The following is a 17,162-nucleotide window of genomic DNA, read 5'->3' as shown; positions in this document are numbered from 1 at the left end:
CCCGATTCCTCCTAGCCTTCGGCCGAATGGACGCTTCGCAGGTCAACCTGGAGCATTGGGACGCGATGGCGGCCGTCCACGGCGAGGGCGCGGACCGCTACTACGACGTCGAGGCCCTCGTCCGCGGCGAGCGGGGCCTGCTGCGGGTCGAGGACGAGGCGGTCGGCGAGGTGACCGGCCTCGACGTCCTGCACCTGCAGTGCCACCTGGGGTTCGACGCGGTCACGCTGGCCCGGCGCGGCGCACGCGTGGTCGGCGCCGACTTCTCTCCGCGGTCGCTGCGCAAGGCCCGCGCGATCGCGGAGCGGTGCGGTGTGGACATCGCGTACGTCGAGGCCGACGCGACCGCGCTGCCCGCGTCGCTCGACGGCCGCTTCGACGTCGTCTACGCGACGATCGGCGTCCTGACGTGGATCGCCGACCTCGACGCGTGGTTCGCCGGCGTCGCGCGGGTCCTGAGGCCGGGCGGGCGGCTCGTGCTCGTCGAGCTCCACCCGCTCTTCTGCACGGTCGGATCCGTCGAGCCGCTCGTGCTCGACTTCCCTTACGCCGACACGGGCCCCGTGCACTTCGACGAGCCGGGCTCGTACGCGGCGGCCGACGCGCCCGTCGCGGCGACGAAGACGGTCGAGCACGCGCACTCGCTGGGCGAGGTCGTCACCGCGGCGCTCGACGCGGGCCTGCGCGTGGACACGCTGTGCGAGCACCTCGAGGTCGACCGCGACCCGCGCGGCGGCGTCCTCGCGCGGGAGGACGACGGGGTGTACCGGCTGCGCCTGGCGGGGACGGCGCTCCCCGTGCTCTACACGCTGGTCGCCAGCCGCGCGCAGTGAGCGTCCTCGACAAGCGCCTGGTCTTCGTCACGGGCAAGGGCGGGGTGGGCAAGACCGCCGTCGCGGCGGCGCTCGGGATGGTGGCGGCGCAGCGGGGGCGGCGGACGATCGTCGCCGAGGTCGCCCAACGCGACGATGTCCACCGCGCGCTGGCGGGCGAGGAGGGCGGCTGGCACGAGTCGCCGCTCGCCGACGGGCTCTTCGCGTTGAGCGTCGACCCGCAGAAGGCGATGGAGGAGTACCTCGCCGACCAGCTCGCCCGGCCGCTCGCCGACGTCCTCGCGTCGTCGCGCGTCTTCGGCTACCTCGCGGCGGCGACGCCGGGGATGCGGGAGCTGCTGACCGTCGGGAAGCTGTGGGAGCTCGCGCAGGACGAGCGCCGCACGCCCGGCGCCGAGCCCTACGACCTCGTGGTCGTCGACGCGCCCGCGACCGGCCACGGCCTGGCGCTGCTCGACGCCCCGCGGACGTTCGGCGACGTCGCCGCGGCCGGCCCGATCGCCCGCCAGGCGCGGCAGATCGCGGCGACGCTGGAGGACCGCGCGACGACCGGCGTCGTCGCGGTCGCCACCCCGGAGGAGATGCCGGTCAACGAGGTCGAGCACCTCCGCGCCGAGCTGGGCGACCGGCTCGACCTCGTCGTCGCCAACGCGATCCACTCCGACCGCTTCACCGCGGCAGAGGCGAGGACGCTCGAGCGCCTCGCCCCCGACCACCCCGCCGCCGGCGTCGCGCTCGCCGCCCACCACCGCGCCCGCGCGCAGGAGGAGCAGCTCGACCGCCTCGCCGCCGGCGCCCACCTCCCGTTCGTCCCCGACGGCGACCGCGGCGGCGCGGACCTCGACGCGCTCGCCGCCGCGCTCTCAGACGTCCTCTGACGCGGCCTCGCGGCCCGCGCGCAGGCGTGTGCCGGGCCGCGGCGGCTGGTCGTTCACCCACCACCGCACGACGATCCGCAGCGCGTAGCTCGTGACGACGACCCACATCGCGGAGATCGCCGCCCCGATCAGCGCGAGGTGCCGCGGCGTGTCGTCGCCGGCGAAGAAGTCCCACACGTACCCCGCGGTCGCGAACACGCCGTCGCCGACCAGCAGCGCGATGAGCAGGACGGGCACGAGCGGCAGCAGCCGGGGCGGGGTGGTCTCGCGGCCGAGTCGACGCAAGGGACGTTGATCGTGACAGGAACTTCGCGCGACCCTGCCGGTTCCGGACCGTTGTCGGGACATGATCGGCCTCTGGCGAGGCGCCGCGGCGATGCTCGCGCTCGTGGCCCCCAACACCACACCCGCCTGGGAGTCCGGGCTGCGCGTCCACGGCGGGACGGCCGCCTGGCTCGCGCAGCCGCGGCCGGACTCAGGGCGGCGCGTGCTCGTCGTGCGGCACCGCGGCCGCACCCGCGCCGTCACCGCCGCGCCGGCGACGCCGTGGACTCCGTTCGACCTCGGCACCGATGCGGACGGGCGGGTCGTGCTCGTCTACGCGGCGTGCGACCGCATCGACGCGGTGCGGTGCACGCTCCACCGCGTCGCGCCCGACGGCACCGGCCACCGCCGCCTCCCTGGCCTGGGCACCGCGCCGACGCTCTCGCGGGGGCGCCTGACGTTCGCGCGGGCCGCCGCGGTCGTGGAGCGCCCGCTCGACGCGCCCGCCTCCCGGCCCAGCCGCCGCGTCGCCCGCCTGCGCGGCGTCCAGTGGCTCGAACGCGCCGGCCCGTGGCTCACGTCGCTGACCGTCGACGAGTCCGGCGCCGACGACGTCGGGTTCGGCACGCTGCGCCTGCGCGTGCACGACCTGCGCACCGGCCGTGCCCGGCGGGTCGCCATCACCGTCGTCGGGCTCGGCGGGCAGGACTACGTCGGCGCCTCGTTCGCCGGCGACCACCTCGGCTGGGCCTTCACCGCCGCGGGCGACGCCGCGGGCTGCTCGGGCAGGTGCGGCACGTGGCGGTACGACCTGCGCACCGGCCGGACCGAGCGCGCGCCCGGCCCGTCGACGCGCGACGGGTTCGCGCTGGCGGACGGCGGGCGCGCTGTGGTCGCCGACCGCGGCCGCGTGCGCTTCCTGCCACCGCAGCGCTTCACCCCCGCCGCGCCCTAGCATCAGCGGCCGATGAGCGGGATCGTCGAGCGGCTCGAGGGCAAGCGCGTGGTCATCTGCGCGGGCAGCGGCGGGGTCGGCAAGACGACGACGTCCGCGGCCCTCGCGATGGGGCTGGCGGCAGCGGGCCAGAAGGTCGCGGTGGTGACGATCGACCCGGCGAAGCGGCTCGCGGACTCGCTCGGGCTGGCCGACCTCGACAACGAGCCGCGGCTCGTGGACCCCGAGCGGTTCGCCGGCCACGGCGTCGAGATGCGCGGCGAGCTGTGGGCGATGATGCTGGACGCCAAGCGGACGTTCGACGAGCTGATCGAGCGGCTCGCGCCCGACGCGGCGACGCGCGACGAGGCGCTGGAGAACCGCATCTACCAGCAGCTGTCGAGCGCCGTGGCGGGGTCGCAGGAGTTCACCGCGATCGCGAAGCTCTACGAGCTCGACCGCAGCGGCGCGTTCGACGTGCTCGTGCTCGACACGCCGCCCTCCCGCAACGCGCTCGACTTCCTCGACGCGCCGGACCGCCTGACCGGCTTCCTCGAGGGCCGCGCGCTGCGAGTCCTGCTCGCTCCCACCGGCCTGGCCGCGAAGGTCATGGGCCGCGGCACGAGCGTCGTGTTCGGCGTCCTGCGCAAGCTCACCGGGGTCGACCTCCTGCGCGACCTGAGCGTCTTCTTCCGCTCGCTCGGCGGCCTGATCGACGGCTTCCGCGAGCGCGCGGCCGGCGTCAAGGCGCTGCTCGCCGACCCCGCCACCACGTTCCTCATCGTCACCTCGCCCGAGCGTGAGCCGCTCGAGGAGGCGATCTTCTTCCACGGCAAGCTCGCCGAGGCCGGCATGCCGTTCGGCGGCCTCGTGGTCAACCGCGTCCGCACCGACACGCTCGACGCCGACCCCGGCGAGGCGGCCGCCGCGCTCACCGGCAAGGGCGTCACCGACAAGCTCCGCGCGAAGGTCGCCGAGGCGCTGCGCGAGGCGCAGGAGCTGGCCGCGCGCGACGCCGCCGCGCTCGAGCGGCTCACCACCGAGCTGGACGACCCGCACCCGACGATCGTCCCGCTGCTCGAGGGCGACGTGCACGACGTGGACGGACTCGCCGCGGTCCACGCGCACCTCTTCGCCGCCTGACGAGCTGAAGCGCAGCGGCACCCCTTCGGACGGATGTCGGTTGCTCGCCCGTGCGCGGCGCCGGGGACCGTCAGGCGACGGTGATCAGCGCGTCGGCCGCGGAGCGCAGGTCGCGGTCGAGGTGCCCGCAGAGCGCGTCGCCGAGGATCGCGCGGAGGAGCTCGGTCAGCTCCTCCACCGCGGCCGGCACGCCCGCGGCCGCCGGGCCGAGGCCGTGGACGACCGCGCGTTCCAGGGTGGCCGCGTGGGCGACGCGGTCGGCCAGCGCGTCGCGCTCGTCCTCGCCGGCCGCGCACAGGGCGGCCAGGCGGCGGGGGAGCAGGCCGGTCTCGGGGCCCTCGGGCTCGAGCAGCGCGCGCAGGGCGAGCAGGAGGTCGCTGAGCGCCTCGGCGGGCTCGGCGCGCTCGGCCGCGAGGTCGAACCGCCGCAGCGCCCACGCCAGCTCGCCCGCCTTCGGCATCCGGCGGTGGGTGAGCGCGACGAACGCGCGCAGCTCGTCCTCCTGCTCCTCGCCGATCGTCAGCGGGTCGCCCACGCGCGCGGGGGAGCCGCCGGCCAGGTCGACCATCTGCCACGGACCGTCGTCGAGCCGCGCCCAGCCGACCGGCGCGAGCGCGACCGAGCCGGCGTCGTAGAGGCGCAGCGCGCGCACGAGCGCACGGAGGCGCGACGGGGCCAGCTCCGCCTCGGCGGCGTCTTGCAGCGTCAGGACGGCGAGCACGTTCGGCTCGTCCTCGACGGCGCCCAGCCACGCGGCGTCCTCGGGCGCGTCGGGGACCATGTCGGCCTCGCACAGCACGGCGTTCTCGGCGAGCGGGACCTGCCGCGAGGCGAGCCGCAGGCCGGGGAGCCCGACGACGAGCGTCGCGACCGGCTGGCGGCGGTCGACGACCAGCGCCTCCAGCTCGTCGTACGCCTTGTCGAACCGCACGCCGGTCAGCTCGAACGACGTCGAGCCCTCGAAGACGCGGTCCAGGAAGAGTCGGAGCGTCGCGTCCACGCGGTCGCGCTCGTCGCGCGGGACCCGGGGCTCGCCGCGCTGCTTGAGGTAGGCGTCGAGGCCGTCGAGGCCCTGCAGCGCGCGGGCGGCGGGCGCGTACGTCTCCAGCCGGGTGACCGTGCCGAGTCGTTCGCGGATGAACGCGCCGGTCAGCGGGCGGTAGCAGTAGAGCGGCGTGCGGAACCGGGCGTGGCCGGTGGACTCGTCGAGCTCGAACGGCACCTCGGCCCCCGCCGCGACCTCGGCGGCCAGGGCGGTGGCGGCGTCGTCGGCGAACGCGCGGAGGGCGCGCTGCAGGGGGCGCGGGGGCATGGATGGGCGGTTCGCCTCGCGCGCGCCCGCTCCTCCCCGTGCACGCGGCCTTGCGCCTCCGCCGGCCGGCGCTGCTATCGCGCGTCGGCGATCAGCCGGCTCACGAGCGCGAGCGGCGCCCAGGTCGCGCGGCCCCGGCGCGTCACCGCGTAGGCGCGCAGGAGCACGTCGGGGCGGCGCAGCGGGAGGAGCCGGACACCGGCGACGGGCGGGAGGTCGACGGGCAGCAGGCCGACGCCGAGCCCGGCCACCGTGAGGTCCTGGCACAGCTCGAGGCTGTCGGCACGGTGCGCGATGCGCGGCTCGAAGCCCGCGAGCGCCGCGATCGTCGCGACGACCTCCTCGTCGGCGGTGTTGCGCGAGTTGACGATCCAGTCGCGGTCGGCGAACCGGCGCAGGACGTCGGGCGCGTCCTCGCCGGGGTGCTCGCGCTCGTCCGCCGGCACGCCCAGGTACCAGGCGGCGGTCCACAGCGGCGTCACCTCGTGTGCCGGGTCGAACGTCTGCGGCGCGAGGTTGTAGTCGTAGACGAGCGCGAGGTCGACCGCGTCGGCGGCCAGCAGCGCGAACGCCTCGTCCGGCTCGTGCTCGGCGACGAGCAGCCGGACGTCGGGGTGCTCGGCGGCGAGGCGGCGTGTGACCGGCACGAGGTTGCGGCGCACCGCCGTCGCGAAGCCCGCGACGCGGACGGTGCCCGCGGGCTCGGCGTCCGGGTCGAGGTCGTTGCGCGCCGCCTCGACCGCCGCGAGGATCGTGACCGCGTGCTCGGCCAGGCGGCGGCCGGCGGGGGTGAGTCGCACGTTGCGCCCGACGGGCTCGACCAGCGGCGTGCCGACCTCGCGGGCGAGCACCGCGAGCTGCTGCGAGACGGTCGAGGTCGTGTAGCCGAGCTCGTCGGCGACCGCACGCATCGAGCCGCGGCGGGAAAGCTCGAGCAGGAGGGTGAGGCGGCGCAGATCCATCGTTCGGTGCTGTCGAACGATACGTCAGGGAAGTCGACGTGGACGTGAACGGTCTCGCGCCGAACACTGCAGGCGTGTCCACCGCCGCCGCCACCGCTTCCGCGCCCCCATCCGCCGCGCAGGCCGCTGCGCGCGCCGGCGCCGGCATGGCGCTCGCGTCGATGCTCTGCGTGCAGATCGGGATCGCGGCGTCGGTCGGGCTGTTCGACGACATCGGCGCGCTCGGCGCCGCCGGGCTGCGGCTCGCGTGGGCCGGCGTGCTGCTGGCCGTGCTCGTCCGCCCGCGCGTGTGGACGTTCTCGCGCCGCGGCCTGGCGGGCGGGATCGCGCTCGGCGTCGTCACCGCGGGGCTGACGTTCTGCTTCATGGCGGCGGTCGCGCGGCTCCCGCTCGGCACCGCCAGCGCGCTGGAGTTCCTCGGCCCGCTCGGCGTCGCGGTCGCGCGGGGCCGGGGCGGCGCGAAGGTCTGGCCGGCGCTCGCGGCGGTCGGGGTCCTGCTGCTGACCGAGCCCTGGCACGGCTCCGTCGACGCGGTCGGCGTGGCGTTCGCGCTCACCGCCGCCGGCTTCTGGGCCGCCTACATCCTGCTCACGCAGCACGTCGGGGACGAGATCTCCGGCGTCGGCGGCCTCGCGATCTCGATGCCGGTCGCCGGCCTCGTCGCCGTCGCGGTCGCCGGCCCGTCGACCGTGGGCGACCTCACGCCCGCGATCGTCCTCGCCGGCCTCGGCCTCGCGATCCTCCTCCCCGCGATCCCGTTCGCGCTGGAGATGCTCGCGCTGCGCCGGATGACGACCAGCGCGTTCGGCACGCTGATGAGCCTCGAGCCCGCGATCGCGCTCCTCGTCGGCGTCGTCGCGCTCTCCCAGACCCCCGGCGCGCTGCCGGTCGTCGGGATCCTCTTCGTGGTCGCCGCCGGGATCGGCGCGGAGCGGACGGGCGCGCGCCCGTCGGAGAGCGCCTAGGCCGCGACCGGCTCGGGCCCGCCGACCGCCGTGACGGTGATCTCAGGCGCCGTGTCGGCCGCGCAGTCCGTCGTGCCCGCCAGCCACTGCGTGCCGTACGTGCGCATGCCCTCGATGATCGGGAGCAGCGCGAGGCCCTTCTCGGTCAGCGCGTACTCGACGCGCGGCGGGACCTCGGGGAACGTGTGGCGCTCGACGATGCCCTCCTCCTCCAGCGCGCGGAGGCGCAGCGAGAGGGTGCGCGGGCTGATGCCGGTGAGCGAGCGCTCCAGCTCGCAGAAGCGCGAGCAGCCCTCCGCGAGCTCACGGACGAGCAGGAGGGTCCACTTGCCGCAGACGATGTCCGCGGTGCGACAGACAGGACACGTGTCGGAAACCGGCATGCACGCAAGACTTTACCAAGTGAAGCCGTGGCGGCCGGGGGCTTCCCGGCCGCCACAGGCGACGCTCGGTGCGCGGCCGGTCAGCCGTTCAGCAGGCTGCCCAGGCCGCCGCTCGACTTGCCCTGCTCGGCGAAGCCGGTGATGCGGCCCTCCGACGGCTGCACGAGCACCCAGCCCTGGCCGCTGAAGGCCATCTGGATCTGCTCGCCGGAGCCCTTGCCGATGAGGTCCTTCATCTTGAAGTCGGTCTTCATCGACGTCTGCACGCCGCCGGACCACGTGACGACCGCCTGGGCGTCCGCGAAGGTCGGCGCCGAGGCGACGTTGAGGAGGACGGGCGGGCCGTCGGACAGGATCGCGACCCAGCCGGTGCCCTGGAGCGCCGTGTTGTAGAGGCCTCCGCCCATCATCCCGCTGGCGCCCTGCATCCGCTCGATGTCCCAGTCGATGCCGGCGTCGAACGCGAGGAGGTTCGGGCCGTTGACCGTGATCTTCTCGCCCTCGAGGTAGATGAGGTGGATGTCCTGCGCGGTGTCGGCGAGGAAGACCTCGCCGGTGCCGGTCATCTTCATGAGGGACTGGCCCTCGCCGGTGACGGCCTTCTTCAGCATCCGGCCGAGACCACCCGAGCCCGCGTGCTCGAACGACACGTCGCCCTGGTAGGCGACCATCGAGCCGAGCTTGGCCTGGATCGTGACCTGATCGAGGCGCACCTTCAGGAGCTTGGAGTTCTGAAGGGTGAAGCTGTCCGTTGCCTGCGTCTCGTTGTACTGCGCGAGCGTCGTCTGCATGGCGCGCAGCCTGGCAGGCCGAACCGCCAGAAGTCCAGGCCTCCGGCGCTTCGACGGACAGCTTTCCGTCTAGTAGGCGGTCGGGATGGGGTTCGCCGCCGCGCGCTGCTGCGAGTCGCGGAGGTCGTCCATCGTCGTGCCGCGGCGGCCGTCGGCGGCCATGAGGAGCTTGAAGTCGTGCGGCGAGGAGGCGGCGCGGACGGCGTCCTCCATGCACACGCGGCCGGCCTTGACGTGGTCGAACAGGGCCTGGTCGAACGTCTGCATGCCGTAGTAGCCGCCGTCGGAGATGACCTCGTGGAGGCGGCCGGTCTGCTCCGGGTCCATGATCATGTCCCGGACGCGACCGGTCATCCGCAGCACCTCGCAGGTCGCCGCGCGACCGCCGTCAGTCGCGCGGACGAGGCGCTGGGAGACGACGCCCTTCAGCGTGCCGGCGATCATCGCGCGGGTCTGCTGGTGCATGTGCGGCGGGAAGAAGTCGATGATGCGGTTGATCGTCTCGGTGGCGTCGACCGTGTGGACCGTCGAGAGGACGAGGTGGCCGGTCTCGGCGGCGGAGAGCGCGGTGTGGACGGTCTCCTCGTCGCGCATCTCGCCGATCAGGATCACGTCCGGGTCCTGGCGCAGCACGCGGCGCAGCGCGCGGGAGAAGGACGCGGTGTCCTGGCCGACCTCGCGCTGGTTGATGATCGAGCGCTTGTCGCGGTGCAGGAACTCGATCGGGTCCTCGATCGTGACGATGTGCCGCGGGAACTGCTCGTTCATGTGGTCGATCATCGCCGCGAGCGTCGTCGACTTGCCCGAGCCGGTCGTGCCGGTCACGAGCACGATGCCGCGCTCCTCCTCGGCCAGCTCCCGGATCACGGGCGGCAGCGCGAGGTCGTCGATCGTCTTGATGTCGAACGGGATCGCGCGGCAGACGATCGAGATCGCCCCGCGCTGGTGGAACGCGTTGACGCGGAAGCGGCCGGTGCCCTCGATCGCGTAGGCGAAGTCGACCTCGCGGTGCTCGCGGAACTCGTCCAGCTTGTCCTGGTCGGTGAGCATCTGGAAGGCCATCTGCTCGGTGTCCTGCTTCGACAGGTTCGGGAAGCCGGGGACCGGGACGAGGTCGCCGTCCTTGCGCACGAGCGGCGGGCTGGGGACCTTGATGTGGAGGTCGGACCCGCCGACTTCGACGAGGTGCTTGAGACAGGCGTTGACGTCGAGCATCGCACCCACCTGATCGGCCGCTCGTACGTCCTACCTCATTCTGGGTGGACATCTCTGGACGTCTGGATGGGACGATGCACCGCGATGCGCGTTCCCATCGTCGACCTGACCATCGCCGCGCCGCCCGAGACCGTCTGGCGGGCCCTCCGCGACCCGACCCTCATCCGCCGCTGGCACGGGTGGGAGCACGAGGACATCGCGGCAGAGATCGACACCATCTACGCGCGCGGCGCACGTGCGCGGGAGGCCGAGGGCGTGGTCGAGCTCGTCGGCGTCGACCACCGGTTCGAGCTGACGCCCGACGGCGCGGGCGCGCGGCTGGCGGTGACCAAGCCCGCGCCCGAGGAGGTCGTCTCGGACGACGACGACCCGTTCGACGAGATCGAGCAGGGGTGGATCACCTTCGTCCAGCAGCTGCGGTACTTCCTCGAGCGCCACCCCGGCGACGAGCGCGCGACGGTGATGCTGAAGGTGGGCGGCGGCGCGCCGCTGACGCCGGACGCGGTCGGGCTCGGCGACGGCGGCGGGCTGGAGGAGTGGTTCCGCACGCCGCACCAGGTCGGGCTGCTCGTCGGCGACGACGCGCTGCTGATCCTCGTCGCGCACCCGGCCGGCGGCGGGCGGCTCGTGCTCAGCGCGTACGGCGCGGACCCGGCGGTGCTGGAGGCGATGGGCGCCCGGTGGGCCGCCGCGCTGGGCGAGCGCTACGGCGACGTGACCGACGCCTGAACGGCCGGGAAGCGGAGCGGGTCGAGCGTCGCGGGCAGGGTCGCGGCGTCGTCGCGGAGCATCGCGCGGACCACGAGCTCCGACGTCGCCGCGCCGATCGAGATGCCCCACGCGCCGTGGCCGGCGCACATCCACGTGCGCTCGTCGAGGCGGCCGACGAGCGGGCGGCCGTCGGGCGAGTTGGGGCGCGGGCAGACGCGCGGCGGGCCGGCGGGCGTGACACCGCCCTCGACGAAGCTGCTCGCGTGCGCGACGAGCGTCGGGAGCACGTCGGCGGGGTCGGGCTCCTCGCGCCCGGCCGACGAGCCGAGCACGCTGCCGCAGACGCTGAAGACCACGCCGCCGTCGCCGTCGACCACCGCGTCGACGCCGGTCTCCTCGATGATCACGGTCGCGCGCTGGGCGATCGGCGCGGTGACGCCCCACAGCGGGGAGACCCCGGGCGCCCACGCGCCGGTGGCGACGAGCGTCAGGTCGGCGCCCCGCGCGTCGCTGGTCTCGGCGCCGGCGTACTCGCCCTGCTCGAAGGTCACGCCCGCCGCGCGCGCCCGGTCGGCCCACGCGCGCGTCACGCGCTCCGGCCCGACGACGTAGCCCATGTGGAGCAGCACGCCCGGGATGCCGGCCTTGACGAGCGGCTCCACGTCGCGCGCCTCCTCCACGACCTCCGCGCGCAGCTCCGGCGCGTGGCCGGCGGTCTCGCGTGTGTTGAGGAGGAGCGTGCCGTCGGGCGTGTCGCCGAGGTCGGGGAGCACCTCGCGGTGCAGCTCGACCGTCCGCCAGTGCAGCGGCCCGAGCACGTCGTCGAACGGGTACTGGAGCACGCCGGAGTTCCGGCCGCTCGCCCCCGCCGCGATCCCCTCGCGGTCGAGCACGGTCACGGAGTGCCCCGCCTCGGCGAGGAACGTGGCGGCGGTGCACCCGATGATGCCCGCGCCGGCGATGAGGACGTCCACAGGACGACAGGATGCCGGGTTCACCGGCGGCGCCGGAAGACGACGGCGCACGTCGCGCGATCGTCCTGGCCGTCCTCGGCGCATGGGCTGTCGAACGTCTCGGGGTCCTCGACGGACTCGTCCTCCTCGCCCAGCTCGACGCCCTCGCCACCGTCCACCTCGAGCGTCCCGCCGCGGACGAACGCGTAGCCGGTGCGGGCGCGGTAGCCGCGCTCGGTGGTCGTCCGGCCCGTGCGGAGGTCGTACGTGCTGGGCCCGACGCGCGTGCACCCGCTCGGATCGCCGAAGCACGCGACGAGCCACCCCAGCCGGTGGCCGGCGAACGTCGGCCCGACGATGACCGTGCCGCTCAGCCCACCGCCCGCCCGGCGCAGGACGCGCGGCCGGGCGCGCGGCCGGTCGAGGTCGTACAGGCGGAGCGCGAAGAGCGAGGACACCTCGATCTCGGGACGATCGTCCTCCGACGTGATCGCCGCGACGTCGCGCCCGCGCACCTCGAGCGCCTCGACCGCGAAGTCCCCGCCGCCGCGCAGGGGACGCGACCGGATCGTCCGGGCGGCGAGGCGGTCGCGCGTGAGGATGGCGTGGCGCTTGCCGTGCTCGGCCTGCCACACGATCCGTCCACGCCACACGGTGGGCTCGGTCTCGTCCCACTCCCGCGTGCTCGCGGTGCGGATCCGCTCCTCTCCGTGCCGCCCGATGCGGTGGAGCCACAGGTCGCAGCTCGGCGGCTCGCACCGCGAGTAGACGACGATCGGGCGCCCGTGCGAGTCCGGCCCGACGTCGGCGTCGAACGGCCCGCTGTCGGCCGGCACGCCGGGCAGCGGCACCACCCGCCCGTCGCGATGTACGCGCGAGAGGCGGTACGGGCCGTGCGCGCGCACCGCCACGCTGACCACCGCGACCCCGCCGTACGCGCGGATCTCGCTCTCGTTCGGCAGCCGCGCGACGACCTCGCCCCGTGCGACGTCGGCGAGGGCCAGCGCGCAGAGGCAGGCCGCCACGATCGTTCTCCGCATGCCCTGAGAACGACGACGGCCGCGCTGGGTAGCGCGGCCGTGTCTGACAGCGTCGGTCGTGTCACGAACGCCTCCTGACCGAGGCATCGTCGTGGCTGGGGCGGCCGGACGAGCGACGAGTAGGCCGGCAGGCCGGTAGTCGTCGTCCGGTCGCGCCAGGCGCGGCGAGGGCCGGTCAGGCGACGTCGCGGAGCTTCTGCGCCTCCGCCAGCGACTGGAGCTTCTTGAGCGACTGGTTCTCGATCTGGCGGATGCGCTCGCGCGTCACGTTGAACGTGCGGCCGACCTCGTCGAGCGTGCGCGGGTGCTCGCCGCCGAGGCCGTAGCGCAGCTCGAGGACGCGGCGCTCGCGGTAGCTCAGGTTCTCCAGCGCCTCACGGAGGGCCTCCTTCGTGAGGATCTCCGCCGCGCGCTCGTACGGGGACTCCGCGCGCTCGTCGGCGATGAACTGGCCGAACTCCGACTCCTCCTCGTCGCCGACCGGCTTCTCGAGCGAGACCGGCGCCTGAGCGGAGCGCTTGATCGAGTCGACCTCCTCGGCGTCGATGCCGGTGGCCTCCGCGATCTCCTCGTTGGAGGGCTCACGGCCGAGCTCGGTGACGAGCTTGCGCTCGGCGCGCCCGATCTTGTTGAGCTTCTCGACGACGTGGACCGGGATGCGGATCGTGCGCGCCTTGTCGGCGAGCGCGCGGGCGATCGCCTGGCGGATCCACCAGGTCGCGTACGTCGAGAACTTGAAGCCCTTGCGGTAGTCGAACTTCTCCGCGGCGCGGACCAGGCCGAGCGTCCCCTCCTGGATCAGGTCGAGGAACGGCAGCCCCTGGTTGCGGTAGTTCTTCGCGATCGAGACGACGAGGCGGAGGTTCGACTCGACCATCTTCTGCTTCGCGTCCAGGTCGCCGCGCTCGATGCGCTTCGCCAGGTCGACCTCCTCCTGCGCGGTGAGGAGGCGGACCTTGCCGATGTCCTTCAGGAAGAGCTGAAGGGAGTCGGTCGTCATGTCGGGGCGGAAGATGTCCGCCGCCTTGGACTTGCGGCCCCGGCGCTTGTCCGGGGCGCGCTCGACGGCGTTGGCCGCCGCGGTCGCGGGATCGATCTCCTCGACGAGCTCGATCTCCGAACCCTCGAAGAAGGTGTGGAGCTCCTCGACGTCGGACTCGTCGAGGTCGAGCTCGGATACGGCCTTGGTGATCTCGGCGAACGTCAGTACGCCGACCTCCTGGCCCCGCGCCAGAAGGTTCTTGACCTCTTCGAGTTCCTGGAGTTCTACGACTGACATGAAGTTCCGTTTCCGCCGGACGGGTCCAGCACGTGGTTCCTCGCGAGGGTCCAGTTCTCCGTCACGAGCAGGGATACCCGCTCGCCACGGAAAGTTGGCTGCCTCAGTCTAGGCACTTTCGCGGCTTGGTCAACGCACTTGACGGCGGCGGGGCCGTCTCCCTGCAACCTGCGACAGAATGATCAGCCGATGGCTGATGATCCTCAGCGCGAGGTCCTCTCAAGCCTGCCACGGTCCCGCCCGGTCCGCCGCAGTACCAAGCGCTCCGGGTCGACCGCCGAGGCAGCCGACGCGGTGAAGGCCGCGGCGAGCGAGAGCACCGGCGCCACCACCGACAAGCCCGCGCCCGCGAAGAAGCCGGCGACGGCGAAGAAGCCCGCGGCGGCGAAGAAGCCGGCAGCGGCGAAGAAGCCTGCGGCCGCGAAGAAGCCGGCAGCGGCGAAGAAGCCCGCGACCGCGGCGAAGACGCCGGCGGCGGCTGCGGCGAAGCCCGCGGCGGCGAAGCCGAAGGCGGCTGCGGCGGCCAAGCCCGCTCCGGCCGCGAAGGCGGCGGCCAAGCCGACGGCGAAGGCCCCGGCCAAGGCGGGCGCCACCGCGAAGTCCGCCGCGGCAGCCAAGCCGGCCGCAGCGAAGAAGCCCGCGGCCGCGAAGGCCGCCGCGCCGCGCACGCCGGGCCCGAAGCAGGGCGCGACCAAGGCCGCGAAGGCCGCGGCCGCCGGCACCGCACCCGCCGCCAAGAAGCCCGCCGCGCGCAAGCCGGCGGCCAAGAAGGCGCCCGCGCGCGCGACGCGCCCGAAGCTCGAGGCGGTCCCGCCCGCCAACGGCGCCGTGGCCGACGCGCCGCCGCCGCGCGCGCCGGAGGCCACGACCCCGCCCGCCGGGTGGGCGTCGACGGAGCCCACGGGCGGCCACGGCGGCGGCGGCCCGGTCGACACCGTCACGACCGCCGTGAAGGCGGCCGGCGAGGTCGCGCAGATCGGCGTGGCCGTCGGCAAGCAGGCCGTCAAGGGCCTGCTCTCGCGCATCCCCAAGCCGTAGCGCTCGCTGCTCTTCCACCCGCGCGCGCGAGCGACGCGCGCGGGTGGGAGGTGCGCTACGCTCCCGCGGTCGCCGAGTCTCGCGGTCTCCGGATCGTGGGAGCGGGGGAACCACTTGCGCCGCCGGACCACCACCGGTGCGACGGCGCTGGGGCGAATCGACCTCGTGAGAGGTCGTAGCGCATCGCGCGAGCCCGTCAGCTCACCCCGTAGGCGCGTTCCACATATGCCGCCGATCCTTCGAAGCACTCCGCTGCTCGCTGCCGCCGCGTTCGCGCTTGCCGGCACGCTGACCACGCCCGCGTCCGCACAGCTCGCGGCGCCGACCGGCGGCGCCGAGGCCGCCTCGCCCGCCAAGCCCGGCCTCACCGTCGCCCCCGGCGCGCTCGTCGCCCGCACCGTCGCGATCCGCGGGAAGGTCGACGCGACCGACGCCGGGCGCGCCGTCCGCGTCGAGCGCCAGCTCGCCGACGCCACCTGGGCCCAGATCGCCAGCGCCGTCGTCGGCGCGGACGGCACCTTCAAGGCGCTGTGGAAGACGGACGCCCCGGGCCGCGTCGCCCTGCGCGCGATCGTCGACCGCGGCACGGCCGACGGCTCGGTCGTCGCCACCGCGGCCGCCGCGCCGCTGACGGCGCAACTCACGGTCTTCACCGGCTCGGTCTCCAGCTGGTACGGCCCCGGCTTCTTCGGCCGCCGCACCGCCTGCGGCCAGCGCCTGCGCCGCACCACGGTGGGCGTCGCGCACAAGACGCTCCCGTGCGGCACGCGCGTCGACGTCTACTACAAGGGCAAGACCCTGAACGTCCCGGTCATCGACCGCGGCCCGTTCAAGAAGGGCCGCGACTGGGACCTCACGCAGGCCGCCGCCGAGCGGCTCGGCGTCACGGCCACCGTCCGCGTCGGCGTGCTGTCGCCGATCCCGATCCCGGACGAGGCGCCCGACCCCGACGCGCCCGCCGGGACGACCGCCGCGCGCTAGCGGGGCGGGCCCGAGACCCGCACGCCCGCGGCGCGGGCGGCGAAGAGGGCCTCCTCCGCGAGGCCCTCGAGGACCTCGGGGGCGTCGGAGTCGGCCGGGCAGGCCGTGACGCCGACGCAGAGCTGGAGCGGGGCCCCGCGGTGCGGCTCGACCTCGCCGACCGCCGCCGCGATGCGGTGCGCGAGCGCGCGGCCCTCGTCGGTGTCGGTGTCGGGCGCGGTGAGCCAGTAGCGCCCGGGCATCTCGCGTACGAGCGCGTCGGCGGGACGCAGCTGCGCGACGATCGCGCCCTCGGCCTGCTCCAGCGCGCGCGCCGCGTCGCCGTCCTCGTCGGCGGCGACGAGCCGCTCCGCGTCGGCGACCTCCAGGCAGAGCACGGCGAACGGCAGCCCGTCGGCCGTGTGGCGCTCCAGGCGGCGGACGATGGCCGCGCGCCACGGGGACAGCTGGGTGGCGAACGCGCTGCCGTCCTCGACGCCGTGGTGGAGGCGGCGGATGCGCGGCTCGTCGACCGGCGGCGTGTCGGCCCGCAGCCGCTCCGCGGCGGCGTCGAAGGGGTCGAGGTCCTCGTCGTCGTCGAACGCGAGCGAGCGCAGCCGCTGGGCAGCCTCGGCGAGCGGGTCCGTGGCGGTCGCCGCCTCGCGCAGCGCGGACTCGATCCGGGCGAGCACGTCGCCGGTGCGCGGGGGCCGGTGCTCCACCGGCTCCACCTCGACCTGCGCGGTGGCGGGTGCGGGCGCCGGTGGCTCCTCACGTACTGGCGCGGCGGGCGGCGGAGGAGCCGGGGGCGCCGCGGCGGCAGGCGCCGGCTGGTGCGGGAAGGGCGGGAGATCGACCTCGCCGCCGAGGTCCTCGACGTACACGCCGGGGTGCGGGTCGTCCGCCTCCCCGCCCGGCCGCGCGTCCCCCGCGGGCGCGGCAGGCTCGTCGTCGGCCCCGCGCAGCACCGCGGCGAGCGGCCCACGGTCGCCCGGGCGCGCGGGCCCGAGCGGGTGCGGCGACTCCAGCGTCGCCGCCGACACGGTGGCGATGACCGTCGCGAGGCGGTCGGCCAGCTCCCCCACCTGCGCGGGCACGGGCCGGTCGAGCGCGCCGAGCACCGCCGCCCATACGACCGAGCGCAGCGCGTCCAGCGCCGCGACCGCGTCGAGCGGCGCGGGCGCGGCGGCGAGGTGCCCCGCGCCGGCGGCCAGGGGCGCCAGCGCACCGCCGGGCTCCAGGTCGTCGAGCGCCGCGTCGCTCGCCAGCGCGGCTGCGAGCGCGGCGCAGAGGCGCGGCGCGTCGTCGGCGAAACGCGGCCCCGGCAGCCGCGCGGCGCGCTCCAGCGGCGCGAGCGCGACGAGCTCCACGAGCCAGGCCTTGGCCACCTCCGCCCCGTCAAGGGCAGGCGCGTCGGCGACGGGCCGCGCGCGCCTGCGGCCGAGGGTGGAAGTGGGCATAGGGACAGGTGCATACCGGTCGCGTCGGACGACACCACACC

At 75.0% G+C, this 17,162-nt stretch carries 18 protein-coding genes and 1 riboswitch; of the genes, 8 read left to right on the top strand and 10 right to left on the bottom strand.

Features of this window, described 5'->3' with window-relative positions:
- Nucleotides 1-26 precede the first annotated feature (26 nt).
- Both AC1UE5_RS10860 and AC1UE5_RS10855 read left to right on the top strand, forming a co-directional pair.
- On the top strand, nt 27-833 hold the full coding sequence (locus AC1UE5_RS10860; RefSeq protein ID WP_482923044.1) for a class I SAM-dependent methyltransferase: 807 nt from the start codon (nt 27-29) through the stop codon (nt 831-833).
- Nucleotides 830-1,711 carry an ArsA family ATPase gene (locus AC1UE5_RS10855; RefSeq protein ID WP_482923042.1) on the top strand — a complete coding sequence of 294 codons (882 nt, stop codon included), beginning with the start codon at nt 830-832 and terminating at the stop codon, nt 1,709-1,711. Before AC1UE5_RS10860 ends, AC1UE5_RS10855 begins: the two co-directional genes overlap by 4 nt.
- On the opposite strand, the gene AC1UE5_RS10850 is transcribed toward AC1UE5_RS10855, so the two are convergent.
- Nucleotides 1,697-1,996 (bottom strand): hypothetical protein, encoded by a 300-nt coding sequence (locus AC1UE5_RS10850; RefSeq protein ID WP_482923039.1) that lies wholly within the window; start codon nt 1,994-1,996, stop codon nt 1,697-1,699. The two genes, AC1UE5_RS10855 and AC1UE5_RS10850, sit on opposite strands and share 15 nt — an antisense overlap.
- A 61-nt stretch (nt 1,997-2,057) precedes the next feature.
- Here AC1UE5_RS10850 and AC1UE5_RS10845 point away from each other — a divergent pair, with 61 nt between their 5' ends.
- Together AC1UE5_RS10845 and AC1UE5_RS10840 are read left to right on the top strand one after the other, a co-directional pair.
- Nucleotides 2,058-2,930: a hypothetical protein gene (locus AC1UE5_RS10845; protein WP_482923037.1), complete on the top strand. Its 873-nt coding sequence runs from the start codon at nt 2,058-2,060 to the stop codon at nt 2,928-2,930.
- A 12-nt stretch (nt 2,931-2,942) separates the two neighbouring features.
- The gene (locus tag AC1UE5_RS10840; RefSeq protein ID WP_482923035.1) at nt 2,943-4,052 is read left to right on the top strand and encodes an ArsA family ATPase; all 1,110 of its coding nucleotides are present in this window, start codon (nt 2,943-2,945) and stop codon (nt 4,050-4,052) included.
- Between the two features lie 70 nt (nt 4,053-4,122).
- Here AC1UE5_RS10840 and AC1UE5_RS10835 read toward each other — a convergent pair whose 3' ends face one another.
- On the bottom strand, nt 4,123-5,364 hold the full coding sequence (locus AC1UE5_RS10835; RefSeq protein ID WP_482923033.1) for a hypothetical protein: 1,242 nt from the start codon (nt 5,362-5,364) through the stop codon (nt 4,123-4,125).
- Between the two features lie 74 nt (nt 5,365-5,438).
- Nucleotides 5,439-6,326: a LysR family transcriptional regulator gene (locus AC1UE5_RS10830; protein WP_482923031.1), complete on the bottom strand. Its 888-nt coding sequence runs from the start codon at nt 6,324-6,326 to the stop codon at nt 5,439-5,441.
- A 161-nt stretch (nt 6,327-6,487) separates the two neighbouring features.
- Between AC1UE5_RS10830 and AC1UE5_RS10825 the strand changes: the two genes are divergently transcribed.
- Nucleotides 6,488-7,291, top strand: coding sequence for an EamA family transporter (locus AC1UE5_RS10825; protein WP_482923312.1), 804 nt, complete (start codon nt 6,488-6,490; stop codon nt 7,289-7,291).
- On the opposite strand, the gene AC1UE5_RS10820 is transcribed toward AC1UE5_RS10825, so the two are convergent.
- The 3 genes from AC1UE5_RS10820 to AC1UE5_RS10810 form a co-directional block, all read right to left on the bottom strand.
- Entirely contained in the window at nt 7,288-7,674 is a 387-nt protein-coding gene (locus AC1UE5_RS10820; protein WP_482923029.1) for a winged helix-turn-helix transcriptional regulator, read from the bottom strand. The two genes, AC1UE5_RS10825 and AC1UE5_RS10820, sit on opposite strands and share 4 nt — an antisense overlap.
- Before the next feature lie 80 nt (nt 7,675-7,754).
- On the bottom strand, nt 7,755-8,465 hold the full coding sequence (locus AC1UE5_RS10815) for an AIM24 family protein (protein ID WP_482923027.1): 711 nt from the start codon (nt 8,463-8,465) through the stop codon (nt 7,755-7,757).
- A gap of 69 nt (nt 8,466-8,534) precedes the next feature.
- Nucleotides 8,535-9,680: a type IV pilus twitching motility protein PilT gene (locus AC1UE5_RS10810; protein WP_482923025.1), complete on the bottom strand. Its 1,146-nt coding sequence runs from the start codon at nt 9,678-9,680 to the stop codon at nt 8,535-8,537.
- A gap of 84 nt (nt 9,681-9,764) precedes the next feature.
- On the opposite strand from AC1UE5_RS10810, the gene AC1UE5_RS10805 reads away from it, so the two are divergent.
- Nucleotides 9,765-10,409 carry an SRPBCC family protein gene (locus AC1UE5_RS10805; protein WP_482923023.1) on the top strand — a complete coding sequence of 215 codons (645 nt, stop codon included), beginning with the start codon at nt 9,765-9,767 and terminating at the stop codon, nt 10,407-10,409.
- Here the strand turns inward: AC1UE5_RS10805 and AC1UE5_RS10800 are convergent.
- The 3 genes from AC1UE5_RS10800 to AC1UE5_RS10790 form a co-directional block, all read right to left on the bottom strand.
- Nucleotides 10,385-11,365 (bottom strand): NAD(P)/FAD-dependent oxidoreductase, encoded by a 981-nt coding sequence (locus AC1UE5_RS10800; RefSeq protein WP_482923021.1) that lies wholly within the window; start codon nt 11,363-11,365, stop codon nt 10,385-10,387. The two genes, AC1UE5_RS10805 and AC1UE5_RS10800, sit on opposite strands and share 25 nt — an antisense overlap.
- A gap of 20 nt (nt 11,366-11,385) precedes the next feature.
- A complete protein-coding gene (locus AC1UE5_RS10795) occupies nt 11,386-12,384 on the bottom strand; it encodes a hypothetical protein (protein WP_482923019.1) in 999 nt (332 codons plus the stop codon).
- A 175-nt stretch (nt 12,385-12,559) separates the two neighbouring features.
- On the bottom strand, nt 12,560-13,663 hold the full coding sequence (locus AC1UE5_RS10790) for a sigma-70 family RNA polymerase sigma factor (protein ID WP_482923017.1): 1,104 nt from the start codon (nt 13,661-13,663) through the stop codon (nt 12,560-12,562).
- Nucleotides 13,664-13,852: 189 nt separating this feature from the next.
- Here AC1UE5_RS10790 and AC1UE5_RS10785 point away from each other — a divergent pair, with 189 nt between their 5' ends.
- Both AC1UE5_RS10785 and AC1UE5_RS10780 read left to right on the top strand, forming a co-directional pair.
- On the top strand, nt 13,853-14,701 hold the full coding sequence (locus tag AC1UE5_RS10785; protein ID WP_482923015.1) for a hypothetical protein: 849 nt from the start codon (nt 13,853-13,855) through the stop codon (nt 14,699-14,701).
- Nucleotides 14,702-14,771: 70 nt separating this feature from the next.
- Nucleotides 14,772-14,916, top strand: a riboswitch (cyclic di-AMP (ydaO/yuaA leader).
- A gap of 10 nt (nt 14,917-14,926) precedes the next feature.
- Nucleotides 14,927-15,682, top strand: a complete 756-nt coding sequence (locus AC1UE5_RS10780) for a septal ring lytic transglycosylase RlpA family protein (RefSeq protein ID WP_482923013.1) — start codon at nt 14,927-14,929, stop codon at nt 15,680-15,682.
- On the opposite strand, the gene AC1UE5_RS10775 is transcribed toward AC1UE5_RS10780, so the two are convergent.
- Nucleotides 15,679-17,121, bottom strand: coding sequence for a hypothetical protein (locus AC1UE5_RS10775; protein WP_482923011.1), 1,443 nt, complete (start codon nt 17,119-17,121; stop codon nt 15,679-15,681). The two genes, AC1UE5_RS10780 and AC1UE5_RS10775, sit on opposite strands and share 4 nt — an antisense overlap.
- Between the last annotated feature and the right edge of the window lie 41 nt (nt 17,122-17,162).

The organism is Parviterribacter multiflagellatus, assembly GCF_056863265.1.
Note: the sequence above shows the minus strand (reverse complement) of the source record. Positions and strands in the feature narration are given on the sequence as shown.